Raw genomic sequence first — 16,686 nt, forward strand, 5'->3', positions numbered from 1 at the left:
CCAAGTCTAGTTTAAGAAAGTTTTGAGTGTGGAGTTTAAAAAAATTACTCGCAATTCACCACTCAAAACTCAAAACTCCCCAACTCTAGATGTCTCCGATAATTTCCGGCTGAGTCAGTTCATCCGACATCTCAAATATCGCCCGCATTACAGGTTTCATTTGATGGTCGTCCATATTGTCAAAATCTTCATATCGACGGCGTTTTGCGCGGTTCGCCACCTGCACCGTAATCCGATAGCGGTTGGATGCACCGTTAATCAACTCTTCCGCCCGACGGGTTAGCTGAGTTGAATCGAAAGTTGGACGCTTAACCATGAGACTCCCTACTTTATGTAATGTTACATTCTAGTCTAGTATGTCAAGATTCATAATTTATTAACTGAGTATCATTACTTATGCAGGTAGCAACAGCCTATTCCTTTGGTCACTTGCATCGGGGAAATTCTCATCCCCTCAAATTGGTTGCTTTCGGTGACAGCTTAATCTACGGTTTCGGCGACGGTGTAGGTGGAGGTTGGGTGGAAAGATTGCGGCGCCAGTGGATGTTACCGGAGAGTGCAGGACACGTTTTATACAATTTGGGCGTTCGGGGCGATCGGGCCTATCAAGTCTCCCAGCGGCTCGAAAACGAGTTTCGCCACCGTGGCGAGCTCAGAAACCGTTTCCCGGATGCGATTATTCTTTCGGTAGGCCTCAACGATTCGGCGAGAGTACAGTCGCCTACCGGGCGCAGCTACACTGATTTTGAACATTTTAAAACTGTTTTGGATCATTTGTTAAACCTGTCCCAACAACTTTGTCCGGTGATATTTGTCGGGATGGTGCCGGTGGATGAAAGTAAAATGCCTTTTCAAGATTGTTTGTATTACAATCATGCCGACCAATATCAGTATAAAGAAGCAACAAAATTAGCTTGTCAGTTGCGGGGAATTCCCTATTTAGATATTTTTGATAAATGGATAAATCGGGGCAGTGATTGGTGGCGATCGCGCTTGATTGCAGATGGGCTGCATCCCAATGCAGCGGGGTATCAATCTTTATTTGAAGATGTGACAAGTTGGGAACCGATCGCAAGTATTAGTCATTAGTTAGTTGTCAGTAGTCGGTAGTCATTAGATAGTAGTCATTAGTTATTAGTTATTAGTCATTAATCTAGTCGAGTGAGGGCGGGCGCTCTTGGCACCGCCCCTACATATAAAGGCTCTGCATCCAGAACTCTATAATTTCAAGGTAGATAAGGGAGATAAGCAACATAAGGATTTTAAGGAATTTAAGCATTTTAAAATTACCCAATCACCATAAAAATATTTATTTTAAAAGACCGTATCTTCCCCGCACCATAAGTAAAATTCTTCAATAATGATTACATAACCGAGGGAAAGAGCAAGTTGGGCAGAATCAATCAGCCTATCAAAAGCTTAGTTCTCCTCAATAAAAAACTTGTGTAAATTGGAGAATCAAAAATGTCTGTATTACATCGCATTAAATCTGGTACATCTGTTTTATTAACACTGGGAACAGTTGCCGGAACCGCAGCGCCGATGCTAACTCCCGCGCCTGCTTTTGCTCAGACAGCTTTTTCGGATGTTAATAATAACTACTGGGCAAAAGACTTTATCCAAGATTTGTCAGAAAGAGGAATTATCAAAGGATTTCCCGATCGCACTTTCCGCCCGGATGCACCGGTAACGCGGGCTGAATTTGCGGCAATGATCCGTTCGGTGAAAAAGGCAAAAACCCGCGATGCTGTGCGGTTTGCCGATGTTCCGTCTAATTTTTGGGCAAGCGGGGCGATCGCCGAAGCTTACGAAATGGGATGGATGTCTGGCTATCCCGGCAATGTTTTTAGGCCGACACAGCAGATTCCTCGCGTTCAAGTTGTAGTCGCTTTAAATAACGGCATGGGCTATGAGCCTAGGTGCGATTTTCAAGATGTTCTCAGCTACTATAATGATGCGGGTGAGATTCAAAGTTATGCTGTCAAAAGCGTTGCTGCGGCTACTGAAAAACAGTTAGTTGTCAGCTATCCCAATCCTAAATCTCTCAAACCTAACAAGTCAGCAACACGAGCTGAAGTAGCTGCTTTTATCTATCAAACATTAGTGAGTACCAATCAAGCAAGACCAATTAATTCTCCTTACATTGCTAAGATTGATGTTAGCGAGTCGGTTGCTGTGCAAATTCCCAGGGGGGTGACTATCCCAATCGAGTATGCAAAAGGCAAGATTTTGCTCGCCCCTAATGACAAGTCTCCGATTACGCTGACAGTAGCTTCGGATATCACGGGCAATAATGGTCAAGTGCTGATACCCGAAGGCTCGAAAATTAGTGGCGAATTGCGATCGACTGCATCGGGCGTTCAGTTTGTGGCTCAAGAATTAAGTATACTCAACGGGAGCAGAGTGCCTCTCAATGCCACTTCGCAAGTGATTACTAGGAAAGAAACTGTTACCAAGGGCGTTAATGTTGGTAATCTGGTTAAGAATACGGCGTTGGGTGCAGCAGCAGCGGCGGCGATTGCAGGTGTTACGGGCGATCGGGCGATCGCAACTGAAGAGGTGCTCGGCGGTGCGGGAATCGGGACTTTGATCGGGGTATTTTTGGGTCGAGATAAAGTCGATTTGTATGCTGTTAATCCCGACACCGATCTAGATTTGCTGTTGAATTCCGATTTGGTAGTTGGTACTGCCAGCACAGACATTTGTAGCGCTCGATAGAGCCGATAATGGGAAATTTCCTCAAACCCCTCGCCTTGCAGGAGAGGGGCTTTAATTTGTGTATTTCACTTTCCTACAGGTGCATCTAATCAAATAATTAGCCAGGGATTTTCTTTAAGTGTGAATTCCTACGGACATCCCAAACTTTCGCGAGTAGAAACTCCCGTCACGGGATTGACACCATCTGCTTTCTCGCACAGGAGAGTCACTTGATAAGCGTCGATAATCGCGTCAGTAAAGTCAGCGCCGGAAATTGCAGCATCAAAAAACCGAGTTCGAGTCATAATTGCCTCGGAAAAATTAGCATTTGTCAAATTAGCGCCGTCGAATGTAACTCTATCTGCCAAAGCGCCGGAGAGGTTGGCACCTGACAAGTTTGCATTCAGCAAAACTCCCTTAGTCAAAATCGCATTAGTTAAATCAGCACCTTGAAAGTTTGTTCCCCGCATTTCCGCAGCGACAAATGTTCCCCCCGCTAAATCAGAGTTGGAAAAATCGCGATCGGACAAATTAATATTTGTGTAATTAATATTTGTTTTTGGTAGGGCAAATGCTGGAGTAGCACTCAGCAGCACCCACCCCAAAGCCAACACTAAACTTAAAACCAGGCTCAGAAATATTCGGAAAACACTTTTCATGATGATGGGAATGGGGAATTGGGCATAGTAGACTGTTGACTGTTGACTAATGACTGTTAACTGTTAACTGTTGACTGTTGACTGTTGACTAATGACTGATGACTCATGACTAATGACTCATGACTAATTAAAATCGCTTTACCCAATCTTCGCCAACGCGAAGCGTCAAGTCAGAATTAATTTCACCGGTAGAAGATGCTTCAAGTTTACCGCCGCCTAACTCTTTTTGCAGTAGATTCGCTGCCTCTAAATCGCCTTGCTGAACAATAATTTGACTTTGACGCTGCTTTTGGGGCGCATCCTGCACTACAGATACATTAAAAAATCCCTTTTTTGTGAGAAATTCAGCAACGTTTTTTGCGCTTGTCGGTTTGCTAGAAGCGTTTTGGACAGATATTTTGAGGTTTTTGGGCAACAGGGACTCGGTTGGGTTGCGAAATCGTCCTTGTTCAAAATCCGGCACGCTCTGGTTCAAGTATTGTGTCATAATGCGATCGCGCCCGATCGCATCTACAATCCAATAACTCCTCAAATCCCCTGTTTCTGAACTAGAACTTCCCGGCAACATTACCATTTTAAAATTATCTCGCTCCAATTGCAAACCGAAATTGGCTAGCGTCAATATTTCCTCATAACTTAGGTTTGTATCCACATATTTTTGCATCAATCGAACAATTTGTGGCAAGCGCACCAATGCTGATGGACTTGCGAGGCGGTCCCGAATAGCTTGAATTAAAGATTGCTGCCGCTGAATGCGGCCAATATCTCCTAAACCATCGTTGCGAAATCGAGCAAATTGTTCTGCTTGTTCTCCGTTGAGAGTTTGCCATCCCTGGCCTAAGTTTATTTTTAACTTTTGGGCAGTATCTGTATAGGACATCGCGCGAGGTACAAATACCTCAACTCCGCCCAACAAATCGACTAATTCCCGAAACGCATTGCTGCTGACTCGCACGTATCTTTCAATTTTCGTATTGTTCAGCATACTGCTAACTAATTGCGTCGCCAAAGCTGCTCCTCCCGTAGCATTAGCTTCGCTAATTTTGCTGAATCTAATTCCGGGAACTTCGACTTTAGTATCTCGTGGAACTGAAAGTAAACTAATAGATTTATCTCTAGGTTCGAGGTGAAATAAGAGTATCGTATCGCTGCGGCCGTTAAATATCTTAGGGGAATTGGCAGCAGATTCTGGCATGGCGTCAATTCCCAATATCAAGATATTAACTGACCGCGACAGGCGGTATCCAGAGCGGTTGGAGGATAGATAGTCAAAGCCCGTCGCCTCTAATACTCTATTGATAATTGGCGGTTCCACGGGAGCTAAAAGGGCGGTAATTGCACCCAATGTAGCCGAGATGGCGGCTGTGAAAACTAGGAAAAATAGCCCCACTATATACAGGAAGAATTTAGGCTTTTTTCGAGAGATTTCAGCGACTGGTGTAACAAAGTCTCTTTTAAAAATTGACAAGTTTTTCATAGACTTGCTGTTGGTTATTGCAGTTTTTCAGCTTTGCAGTAAAACTTGGGCGGTGCTTCTGGGAAGTATTTGAACATAGCCGGACACAGCCAGCCTTCGAGATTTTTCGATTCCCACCGATACCAGTTACCGCCGTATTCTGCTTTCAACCACAGCATTTCTGCTTGATATCCGGGAAATGGATTGGCTGAAAATAAAAGTCGGAAACCTTGGGCGGCATTGGGAATGTCTGCGACAAGCGCGTTAATCATTTCGGGGACGCCCTGAACAAATGGTTCTCGGACAAGTCCGACTCGCTCGTCGTCAAAAACCCAGGTGTACTGTTCGCGATAGGGGTAAATTACCATCATGGCATTGGACATGGTATTCGCCTCTTTTCATTTCCTTTTTTTGTCTGCAAAAATGCAACTGTTGATACATTATATTCTGTGGCGCGGAAGTTGTGCGCTATCCGCTTTGACAACCCTGTTTTAACTTAGGAATTTTCGCGGGTTATTTACCAATTTTATTCGGTTTGGGCGGATTGGTGAAGTTGAGAGCGATGGGGTTTTAAATCTATTTTTGTGGCTTTTTTTATTTTATGTAATACCAATTCTCCAAACTCTTGCAACAATTATGAGTTTTTGGTTTGTTTACGCTCACGCTTCAGGTAAGGTGCGTCGCTTGGAGATTGTCGCTCTTTTTTAGGATTGGCAGGTGGCGACGCACCCTACAGCTACTGTTGCATGAGTTTTGAGAATTAGTATAAATAGTATCCCAATTAAACAGAAATAAAGGTGATTACTGCCAGGATTTTTACTCTTATGGTGCCTATTTGTATAACCATTACTACGTTTATAGTAAGGACAAATAGTCTGTATTCTCCCAAACTATGAGAACCGACACCCTAACTACCAAACTATAACTATTTGTAGCTGGGTGTGATGTTTCTTTTCGGGAAAATCCCGCTCAAATTCTCGTCAGCTCAACCAGGGCATTAGCTAAATATTGATACTGCGGCAAAGTATTGTATAATTGAGCCGAAATCCTCACCAACTGCTTACTAGCATTCGGCCAAGGAATCACCGGAACTTCAATTTTAAAAATCTCCCACAGCGCCTCTTGCAAAGGTGGAATTCCTCCCTTTGCAACCACATCAGACTGGGAGTCTAGCAGCGGCACAACAGCCATCGAACCCACCATTTCATCAGGACAAGGTAGCGGCAAATCTAATTTGTCCGCCAATATTTTTCTTCCAGCCAATGCTAAAGCATGATTCTTTGCCATCAATTCCGGCCAGCCGCCGCTCAACAAAGAACCCATAAAATCAATAGCTACAGGCACGCACAAATAGGGGCTAGGATCGACTGTTCCCATCCAGTCAAATTCTAGTTGAAAGCGCGATTTATCAGCACGGGGCGAGTTAGCACCGTGACTGATTGTAGTTGGCCGAATGGCATTTTGTTTGTCGCGCCGCACGTATAAAAAGCCCGCACCTTTCGGCGCGCACAGCCACTTGTGGCAATTTCCCGTATAATAAGCTGCGCCAATTTCCTCTAAATTCAGTGCTACCATTCCCGGCGCGTGAGCTCCGTCTACCAATACATCCACGCCACGGTTAGCTAACTCGCCGACTAACTGTTTGATGGGAAAAATTAAACCTGTTTGGCTGACAACGTGGTCTAATAAGGCTAACTTTGTTTGCGGTGAAACGCACTTAATTATTGCTTCAATAACTTGGTCGGGTGACTCAATGGGAAAGGGGACTTCTGCTACTATTACTTTAGCGCCTGTACGCTCGGCTACAAAATTAAGTGTGTTGCGGCAAGCGTTGTATTCCTGATTTGTAGTTAGCAATTCGTCGCCCGGAGAAAAACAGAGCGATCGCAAAACTGCATTTACTCCCGTCGTCGCATTCGGCACAAAAGCCAAGTCATCCTCACTCGCACCGAGAAATGCTGCTAACTGATTTCTCGCATTATCCAACAAGGGTTCAAATTCCCGCAGTAAAAAGCGCAATGGTTCTCTTTCCAGTTGTTCTCGAAAAATGGTTTGCGCTTCGAGTACGGGAATCGGACAGGCCCCAAAAGAGCCGTGATTGAGGAAAGTTATATCGCGATCGAGCAACCAATATTGGTTAATCATTAGTAAATAGTAATTAGTAATTAGTCAGTTAACTGTCAACTGTCAAAAGTCAACAGTTACTCATTTTACCTTTTAATTGCTCAAACTCTTCTAATGTATTGCAATTCGATAACATTACTGCTTCTCGTTCCCCTACAGGTAAAGGGATTGCGGGTATTTGATTTAACCAAACTTGAAAGGAACGTCCTCCTTTGTCAATAAAACTTTGCAAGCTGGGCAGAGATTGTTGGCGGTAGAAGCCGCACAAAGGCTCCCAGCGCGAATTTTGATAAGGGACAACTGCTAAAGTTGATGGGGGAAACTCTGTTAACTGACTTGCCCAATTCTGAATAATCTGGGCATCCAACAAAGGCAAATCGCAAGCTAACAGTAAAATCCACTCGGCGGCAATTTCTGTCAATCCCTGAGTCAATGCAACCAAGGGCCCGGATCCCGGATTGTACTCTACCAGAAATTGGGATGTTTCGGTTAAGGTCGATCGATAGCGATCGGGCCAAGCAGTCAGAACATAAACTTCGGGGGTTACAACTGCGGCAACTTCCAACGCCCGCTGCAAGAGGGATTTGCCCTCTATTTCCAGTAGAGCTTTATCCCTACCCATCCGCGAACTTTGGCCGCCTGCAAGCACAATTACGGCAATTTTATGATTAGTCATTAGTCAGTAGTCAGTAGTCAGTAGTCAGTAGTCAGTAGTCAGTAGTCATTAGTTATCGCAAGAATTGTCTGTTTTGAACAGGCAAGATGCCTGTTCCACAATAATTATTGGAGATGTCTAGTAGTCAGTAGTAAGTAGTCAGTAGTCAACTGTCAACTGTCAACTCAAAACACTAACGGCTTGGCTAACTTCCTCAAGTTTTTGCACGACTTGACCCCGACTTAATAAAGTTTCTGCCTCAATCAAACCCGAGCTCATATCCAAACAAACTCCGCTGCGCCACAGATAAAATCCGCCGTTCCAGATAGCGGACTGCATCACTTCTGAGGGTTTTCCAAGCAACACTTCCTGCATTTGTTTTAATAACTCAGAGGTTGATTCAAATGCCGGATTTGTGTTGCTAAAACCGTAATCTCCGTGGGCCAAAAGCAGTCGTTCAAACTCGGCATCCGGCTTAGCAATGCCGATAATCGCAGTACGATCGCGCGGCAAATCGCAGCTTCCCTCCAATCCTTTGACTGTGGTATAATTTTTGATTCCCCGCAAGTCAAAGGCTTTTTGAAACATACCTTCTGTCGGCGGGTGGACGTAGCCCGATATGACGTTAACATCGCCGGCACAGGGACACCACATCAACTCCATTGTCGAAAAAGGTGGCCGTTTTCCAATTTCGCGGCGGTAGGGCACTAAAGCGGCGGCTTGAGGAAAATGCTTGGGAAGGTACACAAAACCCAAACCCGTATTGTCAAAAACTTGCTGGACTTTTTCTAAACTCAGTTTTCTCCAGTCAACTCCCAAACCGCGCCAAATTTCAATCAGGGGAATGCCTTCCTTGGTTGGCATGGTATCCCCGCCGTGCATGAGGGTTGGGACGCCAGATGCGGCTAAAATTAGGGCGGTTATTGGGCTAATTGGAGCCGTGCGCGATCGCCCGTCGTAAGCAACGCCAAACACGGCGACGGTAGAGACGGAAAACCCTTTTTCTCGGTTTGGGGGGGCAAGAAGGGGCCCCAATTCTTCATAAGCATCGAGCATTCCCGCTAATTCTTCCCCAGTGGGCCGTTTAATGCGGTGGGAAATCATAAAAGCTCCTATTTGAGCTGGTGTTGCTTCCCCCAGCAGCATCATCCGCGTGGCTGCTGCTGCTTCCGAGCGAGTTAAGTTTTCTCCTGTGTGTACTCCGCTGCCAATTTTTCGCAGCAATTCTCTAAATGCGTCACTCATAACATTTGAAGTTGGTAATTGGTAAGGGGTAATTGGTAGTATTTGAACCGTTTTAAATTTAAATTTCAGAACTATCTATTCAAAATTATCGAATTATACCAGTTCCCAAAAAGAAGGCAATTGTTGGAAATATCCAAACCCTTATTTCATCAGTCATTCCCAATCTCAAATCTAAAATCTAAAATGGTATTAACTGCCTGATTTTTCTAGGTTGATTACATCAAATGGCGGCACAAATTCGCGTACCAAATTCCAGAAATGGGCGATCGGCGGAATTTGCATTCGATCGTGAGTTGTCACCAATACCACTTCGCGAGTCCAAGTGGGATCTGCGGCCAATTGACCGATCGTCGAAACCTTGGAATTTGAGCGCTCTGGGGCGATCGACCGAATTGCTAAAGTACGATCGCCCTTCGCCTCCACCAAAGCTGAATGCGGCAGCAAAGCAATCAATTCTCCCTGTCGCACCACACCCCGAAAAGCATCAAGAGTGTTGAGTTCCAAAACAGCATGAAGTTTAGCACCGATGCGTCCAAATTGTTCTTGCACCATCCGCTGCATTCCGTACCCGTCCTTAAACACCACTTGCGGGTAACAAATCAATTCCGGCCAAGGTACTCGATCGTACTGTGCCAGGGGATGACCCGCCGCCATCAACACCTCGATCGGCTCATTGTAGAGCACCTCAACCAACATTTCCGGGGCTTGAGTAAAATGGCGGTTGTTCATCACCACAGCGATGTCAACCAAACCGTCTTTGAGGACTTTCAGAGCTCGATCGCTCCCGAGGGCAGTCACTCGCAATTGCACGTCTGGATAGTCGCGGCAAAACTTTTGCAGCACAGGTGGCAAATAAGCAGCGCAAACCGAATGAATCGCCGCCACGCAGAGTTCCGGCTGCTTTCCTGCCCGTAAGTCTCCCAATTCTTCAGCAGCATTTCGCCAAGTCTGACAGATTTTGCGAGCGTGAGGCAGTAGGCATTCCCCTCCCACAGTCAGTTTCGCGTGGGCCGTGCGGTGAAACAGCGACAAACCCACTTCCGCTTCTAATCCCTGCACTTGGCGGCTAATAGTCGATTGGGTAACGCCACACTTCCGGGCCGCTTGCTGAAAGCTACCAGTTTCAGCCACTGAAAGAAATGCTTGAAGCTGCTCTAAGCGCATGGATGTTTCATTCGAGATGGTTTCAGAAATTTTACTGGAACATAATCTGTGACATTAACCGATGTAGTAGCAGAATTTAGTAGACTTTGATACAGGTACAGATTAGTTTTGATTCCAGCGCCAGAGGCGGGGATGCTGCGCTCTAAGCATCAATCTGCTCCGGCAGGATTTCTGAGCCTCCAAGTAGAGGTCGATTCTCCTATGTTGAAGGGATTTCTGAATCTGCAAACTTATCAAAAAATAGATTCAATAAAGATGAATTTATCGACTATTGCCAGTTGCTAGCTAAACCGTTTCACCCAACGGCACTTTAGTAATCTCTTCATCAAGCGCGCTCAATTGCTCTGTTTTTCCGTAAGTTGTGAATTCAAAAGATAGCATTGAATTTCGTACCTCCTTGGGAATTATAGTACCTCACTCTCCCTAAACCTCTCAATAAATGGACAAATATTTCAGGCAGGTTAGTTAAACCCTGCTGTGAACTTTCCTCCCCGGACTAAAGTCACTTTTGTTTTATGTTTTTTTGTGTATAAACTAGAAATTAGCGGGTCAGCAACACAAGTGCAACTAAGATCGATCGCACAGGAAAGCCGAAATGCTGCTCTTTATTAAGATTATGTCATTTAACCACAATTTTATTCCGCAAGATGGCTGTTGCCAGTGGCAACCCCAGTTGATGGGACTGCAGGTGGTCAGCGATGTGTTAATTGCCTTGGCTTATTATTCAATTCCAGCACTTCTGACATACTATGCCCGGAAGCAGCGGGACGTGCCTTTGAGCAAGGGGTTTATCCTATTGGGAGCCTGGTTTTTCTGGGGCGGGACAACTTACTTGATGCAAGTTTGGATGCTGGTGCACCCCAGCTACTGGCTGTCAAGTTCGATCGCCCCCGTTACCGCTATCATCTCTTTGTGGGCTGTAGCGTCCCTGAGACCTTGGATTTCTCAAGTGTTGGCTTTGGCTGGGGCGGCCTCTTTTCCAGGAAATACGGCGCTGGAATCTGAAAAGGTCGATCGACTGCAAGCCGACTCTGATATTACAAATTCCGTCCCCTCCCTCACAACCGAACTCCAGCAAATTAACCAGCAATTGCTTGCAGAAATAACGCAGCGAGAGCGAGTCGAGGATCTCCTGCTTGACACCGTAGGCAAGCTGCAAGAAAGCGAAGAACGCTTCCGCGTTTTTCAGGAATTATCTCTAGACGGTTTTAACGTGTTCCGCAGCATCCGCGACGAATCCACAATTGTGGATTTTGAATGGGAATACGTCAATCCTGCTGCAGCAAAAATTCAGCAGAGTACCCCAGAGGAATTAATCGGCAAGCGATTGCTGCAAGTGCTGCCGGGCCATAAATATAGCGGTTTGTTCGACAGTTACGTCCAAGTTACAGAAACAGGAATTCCCCTCGATACCGAGATTTATTACAACAGCGAAAGCGAAGGCATTGTCGGCTGGTTTCGGATTATGACCGTTAAATTGGGCGACGGCATTGCTATTTCTTTTGGCGATATTACTAAGCGCAAGCAAGTAGAAGCATCCCTGCGCGAGGCGCTGCAAAAACTCACTTCTCATTTTGAAAATACGCCCCTAGCGGTGATTGAGTGGGATGAAAACTTTCGTCTCAGCGGGTGGTCGCCGGCGGCCGAGAATATTTTTGGCTGGGAAAAAAGAGAAGTTTTAGGCAAGCATTTTAGCGACTGGAACTTTATTTCCAAGGGCGATTTGTCAGAGGTAGAATCTGCAATTTATAGTTTAAAAAAACCAGAAAATCGCTGCAATGTAGTTCGCAACAGCAATTATAATAAGAGGGGTTCGTTGGTACACTGCGAGTGGTACAATTCGGCTTTTTACAGCGATTCGGGACAGTTGGTATCGGTGCTGTCTCTGGTTTTGGACGTGACTGAACGCTTTAAGTTTCTGGAAGTGCTGCGACAGTCTGAAGAGCGGTTTCGGATTGCAGCAGAAAGTGCCAGTGATTTGATTTACGAATGGGATATCGAGACCGACATCGTGCTGTGGTTCGGTCACGTAGACGAACATTTGGAGTACGCAAAAGGCGGATTTCCGAGGACAAGAGCAGCTTGGAACAGTATCTTGCACCCGATCGACCGCGATCGAGTTTTGGTCGCAGTCGATCGGTATTTGAGTGCGCCAGACAGTTCTGCCGCCCCATTTTTTGAGGAATACCGCGTTCAGTGCCAACGGGGTGGCTTGCTCCATTGGATCGATCGGGGCAAAGCAGTGCTTGACAAACAAGGCAATCCCTGCAAATGGATCGGCGTAATTAGCGACATCACCGCTCGCAAAGAAGCCGAAGAACAGCGGAATTGGGCATTGGCGCGGGAACAGGCCGCTCGTCGCGAAGCCGAAGCCAGCGAACAGTTGTACCGCGTCCTCGCTGAAGCCATCCCGCAAATAGTTTGGACTGCCAGACCCGACGGCTGGCTCGACTACTACAACCAGCGCTGGTTTGAATATACTGGCTTGACGCTGGAGGAAACTCAAGGCTGGGGGTGGCAGCCAGTTTTGCATCCAGATGACGTGGAAGATGCTGTAGAAAGCTGGAAGACCTCGGTGCAGACGGGGAGGACTTACGAGGTGGAATACCGCTTTAAACGAGCCTCTGACGGGGCTTACCGCTGGCATCTGGGCAGGGCATTGCCCGTGCGGGACGCTGAGGGGAAAATTCTTAAATGGTTCGGGACTTGTACCGATATTGACGATCGCCAGCGATCGGCCCAAACAGCCTATTTTAACGCTCAAGCTTTGGCTTTGCTGTCGTCGGCTTCCCTGGATTACGAGAAGGCGCTGCAAGGTTTGGCAGATTTAACAGTACCGGGGCTAGGGGATTGGTGCTGTGTGCATTTGCTCGATGCCGACGGCTCGATCCGCTTGCAAGCAGTTGCTCACTCAGATCCGAGCAAAGTCGATCTGCTGTGGCAAATCGATCGGCGTATGCCACTCGACCCCCAGGGACGGCACGGAGTAGCAAAGGTGCTGCGGACTGGTGAGTCGAAGCTATACCCAGAAATACCGCAATGGGTGATCGAAGCAGTTGTCCCGGACAGGGAACTGCAGTTGGTGCTGCGCTCCCAATCCCAGGTGCTGTCGGCAATCTGCGTACCACTGATCGCTCGCGGGCGGACGCTGGGAGTGATTTCGTTGCTGTGCGGGGAGTCTGGCCGCCGCTGCGGGGTGGAGGATTTAATTTTGCTGGAGGATTTGGCGCGGGATGCGGCGGTGGCGATCGACAATGCGCGGCTTTACCGGGAAGCAGCGGAGGCCAACCGGATTAAAGACCAGTTTTTAGGAACGCTTTCTCACGAGTTGCGGACGCCTCTGAACGCGATTTTGGGCTGGGCCCAGATGTTGCGGCAGCGCCAGATGAGTGCCGAAAAAACGGCTGTGGGTTTGGAGACTATTGAGCGAAACGCGCGGTTGCAAACTCAGATGATTGAGGATTTGCTGGATGTTTCCCGGATTGTGAGCAACAAAGTGTGTTTGAAGCTGTTCCCGGTGGATTTGGTGCGGATTGTAGAAACGGCGGTGAAGGCGCTGATCCCTGATGCTGAAGCTAGGGGAATTGAATTGGTGAGTTTTTGTGGCGAAGGGGTGAGCTTGGTGAAGGGCGATGCTACTCGTTTGCAGCAGGTGGTGTCTAATTTGCTCTCGAATGCTATTAAGTTTACGCCGCCGTCGGGTCGCGTGGAAATCACGCTCTCGGAGGATGGGGAACCGGGAGCAGGGGGTGGCGCCATCTTGTCTGGGCCGTCTCCGGTTCACTCTGTTTCGATCGTTGTTAGCGATACGGGAATTGGCATCAGCAAGGAGTTTTTGCCCTTTGTGTTCGATCGCTTCCGCCAAGCTGACAGCACTTCTACGCGCAATTACGGCGGGCTGGGACTGGGGTTGGCGATCGTCCGCCATCTCGTGGAACTCCACGGCGGCAGTGTCTGGGCCGAAAGTCCTGGGGAAGGACTCGGCTCGACTTTCCGAGTCCGACTGCCAATTGAGCACAGCTAAAGTTGTGATTTTTCAGTTATCGAGTTCAAAATTCAATATTTAATTTCTACGTAAGGTGCTTATGGCGCACCCTAAATTTAAATGTTCTCCGTAAATCCGCCCGCTCTTAATTTTATTGCCATTCTTGCAGGGCGATCGCAATTCCTTGTTTCAATTTTGGTTCGAGACTCTCTTGTTTCACTAAGCTTTCTAATTTCTGCCTAGCCTCAGCAGCACCTAGCTGTTTGAGCGCTGCCATGCAGTGTAGCCTGACGCTGTTGTCTGCGTCGCCCAACATTGGAATCAGAGCATCTAGCCCTCTCATATCTCCTAATTTTCCTAAACCTAAAGCTAAAAATTTTTTGCTAACTGCCTCCTGCACGGCCGGATGATCGGTTTTCAACAAATCAATCAGAATTTCAGCAGCAACAGCTTTTAATTCCGGCTTTTCTACTCGCCCTAAAACCGTGACTATCTCTTGACAAACAGTATAATTTATGTTAGTAAATTGCGCCCTTAATGTCTGATGCAAATATGCTAAAGCGGTTGCAGTTTCCATCCAGCTTAGGGCGCGCACAGTTTCGATTTGCAATTCAACCGGAGTTATTGGCGATCGCAGCAATTCAAATAAAGCAGCAGCAGCAGCATCGGTTTTCACTCGCCCGATCGCGATCGCCGCTTGCTGACAAACTTCTAATCGGATGTCGGAAAGCAAAGGTTTGAGCAAGTTAACTAAATCTAATTCTGCATCTAAATAGGCGCGCACACCCAGAGCTCGCACGGCTTCTTTTCTGACTGCTGTCGCCGGATCTTTGAGTGCTGCTACCAGTACCGGGGGGATGCGGGAATCGTGAAAGCTGCTCAGGGCCTCGATTGCGGCTGCCCGCACCGCAACTTGAGAGTCTCCGACTACGCTCAACAGCGGTGGGATGGTTTCGGTGCGCCGAATTTGGGCGAGTGCTGCTGTTGCAAACTGTCGCGAGTCTTCTTGGAGTAGGAGAGTTGCGAGGGATTCTATAGCTGTCGGGCCGAAATTCCCTAGGGTTTCGGCGGCGATTTGGCTCAATTCTTCGTCGGAATTTTTGACTAATTCTACTAAAGCTTGAATCACTTCGGGGCTATTCCCTACGGGATAGCTTGGTTTCACGAACTTTCCGAGGATGCGGGCGGCAAACCACCGGGGTTCGGTGTCTGCGTCTTCGTCTTCGAGCACGGCAATTAAAGGTGCGATCGCGCCATCTCCCAGATTTGGCAATACTTTAGCAATTTCCCAACGGTCTTGAAAATCGCCCGATTTTAAGGCTTCTATTGCTAAACTGACAGCTTGCTCTAAAATGTGTTCTTCCTGCGGCTTGCTACCGTCGGCTGTCACTTGCTGCAAGCATTCAACTAACAAGGGCCAGTTTTGGCGAGCGGCCGCGACTTGCGCTTTTTGTAAAAAATTATACATGATTTTAAATTAAGTTCGATCCACAAGCGAGGTTTTTTGCTGCTAAGTCAGAGCCGGAGGGAGCTATTTTTTACAAATCTTTTGCTACAATTATCCATTTTTTAACATTTTTGTCAATCCATCATAACTGGTAAAATGGAAGTAAAGCATTAATTTCATGCAGTTAAGGCATCAAGCTATACTTTTTGTAATTTAAAAGACCCAATATTCCTAATTAAAAATTAACAAATGAAGAAAGCTCTACTTTTAGTAAACCAGCACTCCCGAAAAGGGCAAAAGCTATTATCTCAAGCCACTGTAAAATTAGAAGCACTGGGTTTTGAGTTAATTATAGAGTCTACCGACCACGCCCACGAACTTTCCGACACGATTCGCCGCTACCAAAATCGAGTCGAATTAGTAATAATTGGCGGTGGCGACGGCACTCTCAACGCCGCCATAGAAGGTTTGATAGACACCAAGTTACCCTTGGGTATTTTGCCCATGGGAACAGCTAACGACCTAGCCCGCACTCTGAGAATCCCTACAGATTTATCAGCAGCTTGTCAAGTAATCGCCAGGGGTAAAGTTCGACTAATAGACCTAGGTTGGGTGAACGACAAGCATTTTTTTAATGTGGCGAGTTTGGGATTGAGCGTGCAAATTACCCAGCGACTTACTAAAAACGTCAAGCAGCGCTGGGGAGTTTTAGCTTATGCTTTTACTGCTTTGCAGACAATTTTATCCGCGCGACCATTCCGAGCAGAAATCAAGGTAAACAACCAATCTTTTAAGGTTAAAACTATCCAAATTGCCATTGGCAACGGTCGCTATTACGGCGGAGGGATGACAGTAGCCGAGGATGCCACAATCGACGACAAGCGACTGGATTTGTACAGTTTGGAAACAATACACTGGTGGGAAATCATTGCTTTGCTGCCGGCTATGAGGCAAGGAAATTATACCAGTTCGCCTAACGTTCGCGTCTTGTACGCTCAAGAATTTGAGGTGAATACTAGCAAACGCCGTCCGATTAATACCGACGGTGAAATCACAACTTACACGCCTGCAAAATTCCGAGTCATTCCCCAAGCTTTAGCAGTTATAGCTCCTTCATAACTCATGACTTATATAATTATGTTGTGGAACAGGCATCTTGCCTGTTCATATATAATTATGTTGTGGAACAGGCATCTTGCCTGTTCATATATTTGCCACGGGCAAGATGCCCGTGCCACAGTTAATTAATCAATA

Annotated in this window: 13 protein-coding genes; 4 read left to right on the forward strand and 9 right to left on the reverse strand. The window is 46.7% G+C overall.

Annotated features, from left to right (window positions below):
• Positions 1 to 85 precede the first annotated feature (85 nt).
• The gene (locus tag QT973_RS21420) at positions 86 to 316 is read right to left on the reverse strand and encodes a DNA-directed RNA polymerase subunit omega (protein WP_015175138.1); all 231 of its coding nucleotides are present in this window, start codon (positions 314 to 316) and stop codon (positions 86 to 88) included.
• 80 nt (positions 317 to 396) lie between these two features.
• Here QT973_RS21420 and QT973_RS21425 point away from each other — a divergent pair, with 80 nt between their 5' ends.
• Positions 397 to 1,089, forward strand: a complete 693-nt coding sequence (locus QT973_RS21425; RefSeq protein WP_333057579.1) for a GDSL-type esterase/lipase family protein — start codon at positions 397 to 399, stop codon at positions 1,087 to 1,089.
• 375 nt (positions 1,090 to 1,464) lie between these two features.
• Positions 1,465 to 2,718, forward strand: coding sequence for an S-layer homology domain-containing protein (locus QT973_RS21430; protein ID WP_333392126.1), 1,254 nt, complete (start codon positions 1,465 to 1,467; stop codon positions 2,716 to 2,718).
• A gap of 128 nt (positions 2,719 to 2,846) precedes the next feature.
• On the opposite strand, the gene QT973_RS21435 is transcribed toward QT973_RS21430, so the two are convergent.
• The 7 genes from QT973_RS21435 to QT973_RS21465 all read right to left on the reverse strand — a co-directional run bounded on the left by QT973_RS21435 (position 2,847) and on the right by QT973_RS21465 (position 10,000).
• Positions 2,847 to 3,356, reverse strand: a complete 510-nt coding sequence (locus QT973_RS21435) for a pentapeptide repeat-containing protein (RefSeq protein ID WP_333057582.1) — start codon at positions 3,354 to 3,356, stop codon at positions 2,847 to 2,849.
• Positions 3,357 to 3,483: 127 nt separating this feature from the next.
• Positions 3,484 to 4,833 carry an LCP family protein gene (locus QT973_RS21440; protein ID WP_333392129.1) on the reverse strand — a complete coding sequence of 450 codons (1,350 nt, stop codon included), beginning with the start codon at positions 4,831 to 4,833 and terminating at the stop codon, positions 3,484 to 3,486.
• A 14-nt stretch (positions 4,834 to 4,847) separates the two neighbouring features.
• The gene (locus QT973_RS21445; RefSeq protein WP_015175132.1) at positions 4,848 to 5,195 is read right to left on the reverse strand and encodes a DUF6717 family protein; all 348 of its coding nucleotides are present in this window, start codon (positions 5,193 to 5,195) and stop codon (positions 4,848 to 4,850) included.
• A gap of 586 nt (positions 5,196 to 5,781) precedes the next feature.
• Positions 5,782 to 6,957, reverse strand: a complete 1,176-nt coding sequence (locus QT973_RS21450) for an aminotransferase class V-fold PLP-dependent enzyme (RefSeq protein ID WP_333057584.1) — start codon at positions 6,955 to 6,957, stop codon at positions 5,782 to 5,784.
• A 49-nt stretch (positions 6,958 to 7,006) separates the two neighbouring features.
• A complete protein-coding gene (locus QT973_RS21455; protein ID WP_333057586.1) occupies positions 7,007 to 7,612 on the reverse strand; it encodes a molybdenum cofactor guanylyltransferase in 606 nt (201 codons plus the stop codon).
• Positions 7,613 to 7,771: 159 nt separating this feature from the next.
• The gene (locus tag QT973_RS21460; protein ID WP_333057588.1) at positions 7,772 to 8,836 is read right to left on the reverse strand and encodes an anthranilate phosphoribosyltransferase family protein; all 1,065 of its coding nucleotides are present in this window, start codon (positions 8,834 to 8,836) and stop codon (positions 7,772 to 7,774) included.
• Positions 8,837 to 9,025: 189 nt separating this feature from the next.
• A complete protein-coding gene (locus tag QT973_RS21465) occupies positions 9,026 to 10,000 on the reverse strand; it encodes a LysR family transcriptional regulator (RefSeq protein ID WP_333057590.1) in 975 nt (324 codons plus the stop codon).
• A gap of 595 nt (positions 10,001 to 10,595) precedes the next feature.
• Here QT973_RS21465 and QT973_RS21470 point away from each other — a divergent pair.
• The gene (locus QT973_RS21470) at positions 10,596 to 14,024 is read left to right on the forward strand and encodes a PAS domain S-box protein (protein ID WP_333279296.1); all 3,429 of its coding nucleotides are present in this window, start codon (positions 10,596 to 10,598) and stop codon (positions 14,022 to 14,024) included.
• A 112-nt stretch (positions 14,025 to 14,136) separates the two neighbouring features.
• On the opposite strand, the gene QT973_RS21475 is transcribed toward QT973_RS21470, so the two are convergent.
• Complete coding sequence (locus tag QT973_RS21475; RefSeq protein WP_333392131.1) at positions 14,137 to 15,453, reverse strand: HEAT repeat domain-containing protein; 1,317 nt, start codon at positions 15,451 to 15,453, stop codon at positions 14,137 to 14,139.
• Between the two features lie 228 nt (positions 15,454 to 15,681).
• Here QT973_RS21475 and QT973_RS21480 point away from each other — a divergent pair, with 228 nt between their 5' ends.
• Positions 15,682 to 16,551, forward strand: a complete 870-nt coding sequence (locus tag QT973_RS21480) for a lipid kinase (RefSeq protein WP_333057594.1) — start codon at positions 15,682 to 15,684, stop codon at positions 16,549 to 16,551.
• Positions 16,552 to 16,686: the final 135 nt, after the last annotated feature.

This window comes from Microcoleus sp. Z1_A1, from assembly GCF_036700305.1.
Lineage (GTDB): Bacteria > Cyanobacteriota > Cyanobacteriia > Cyanobacteriales > Microcoleaceae > Microcoleus.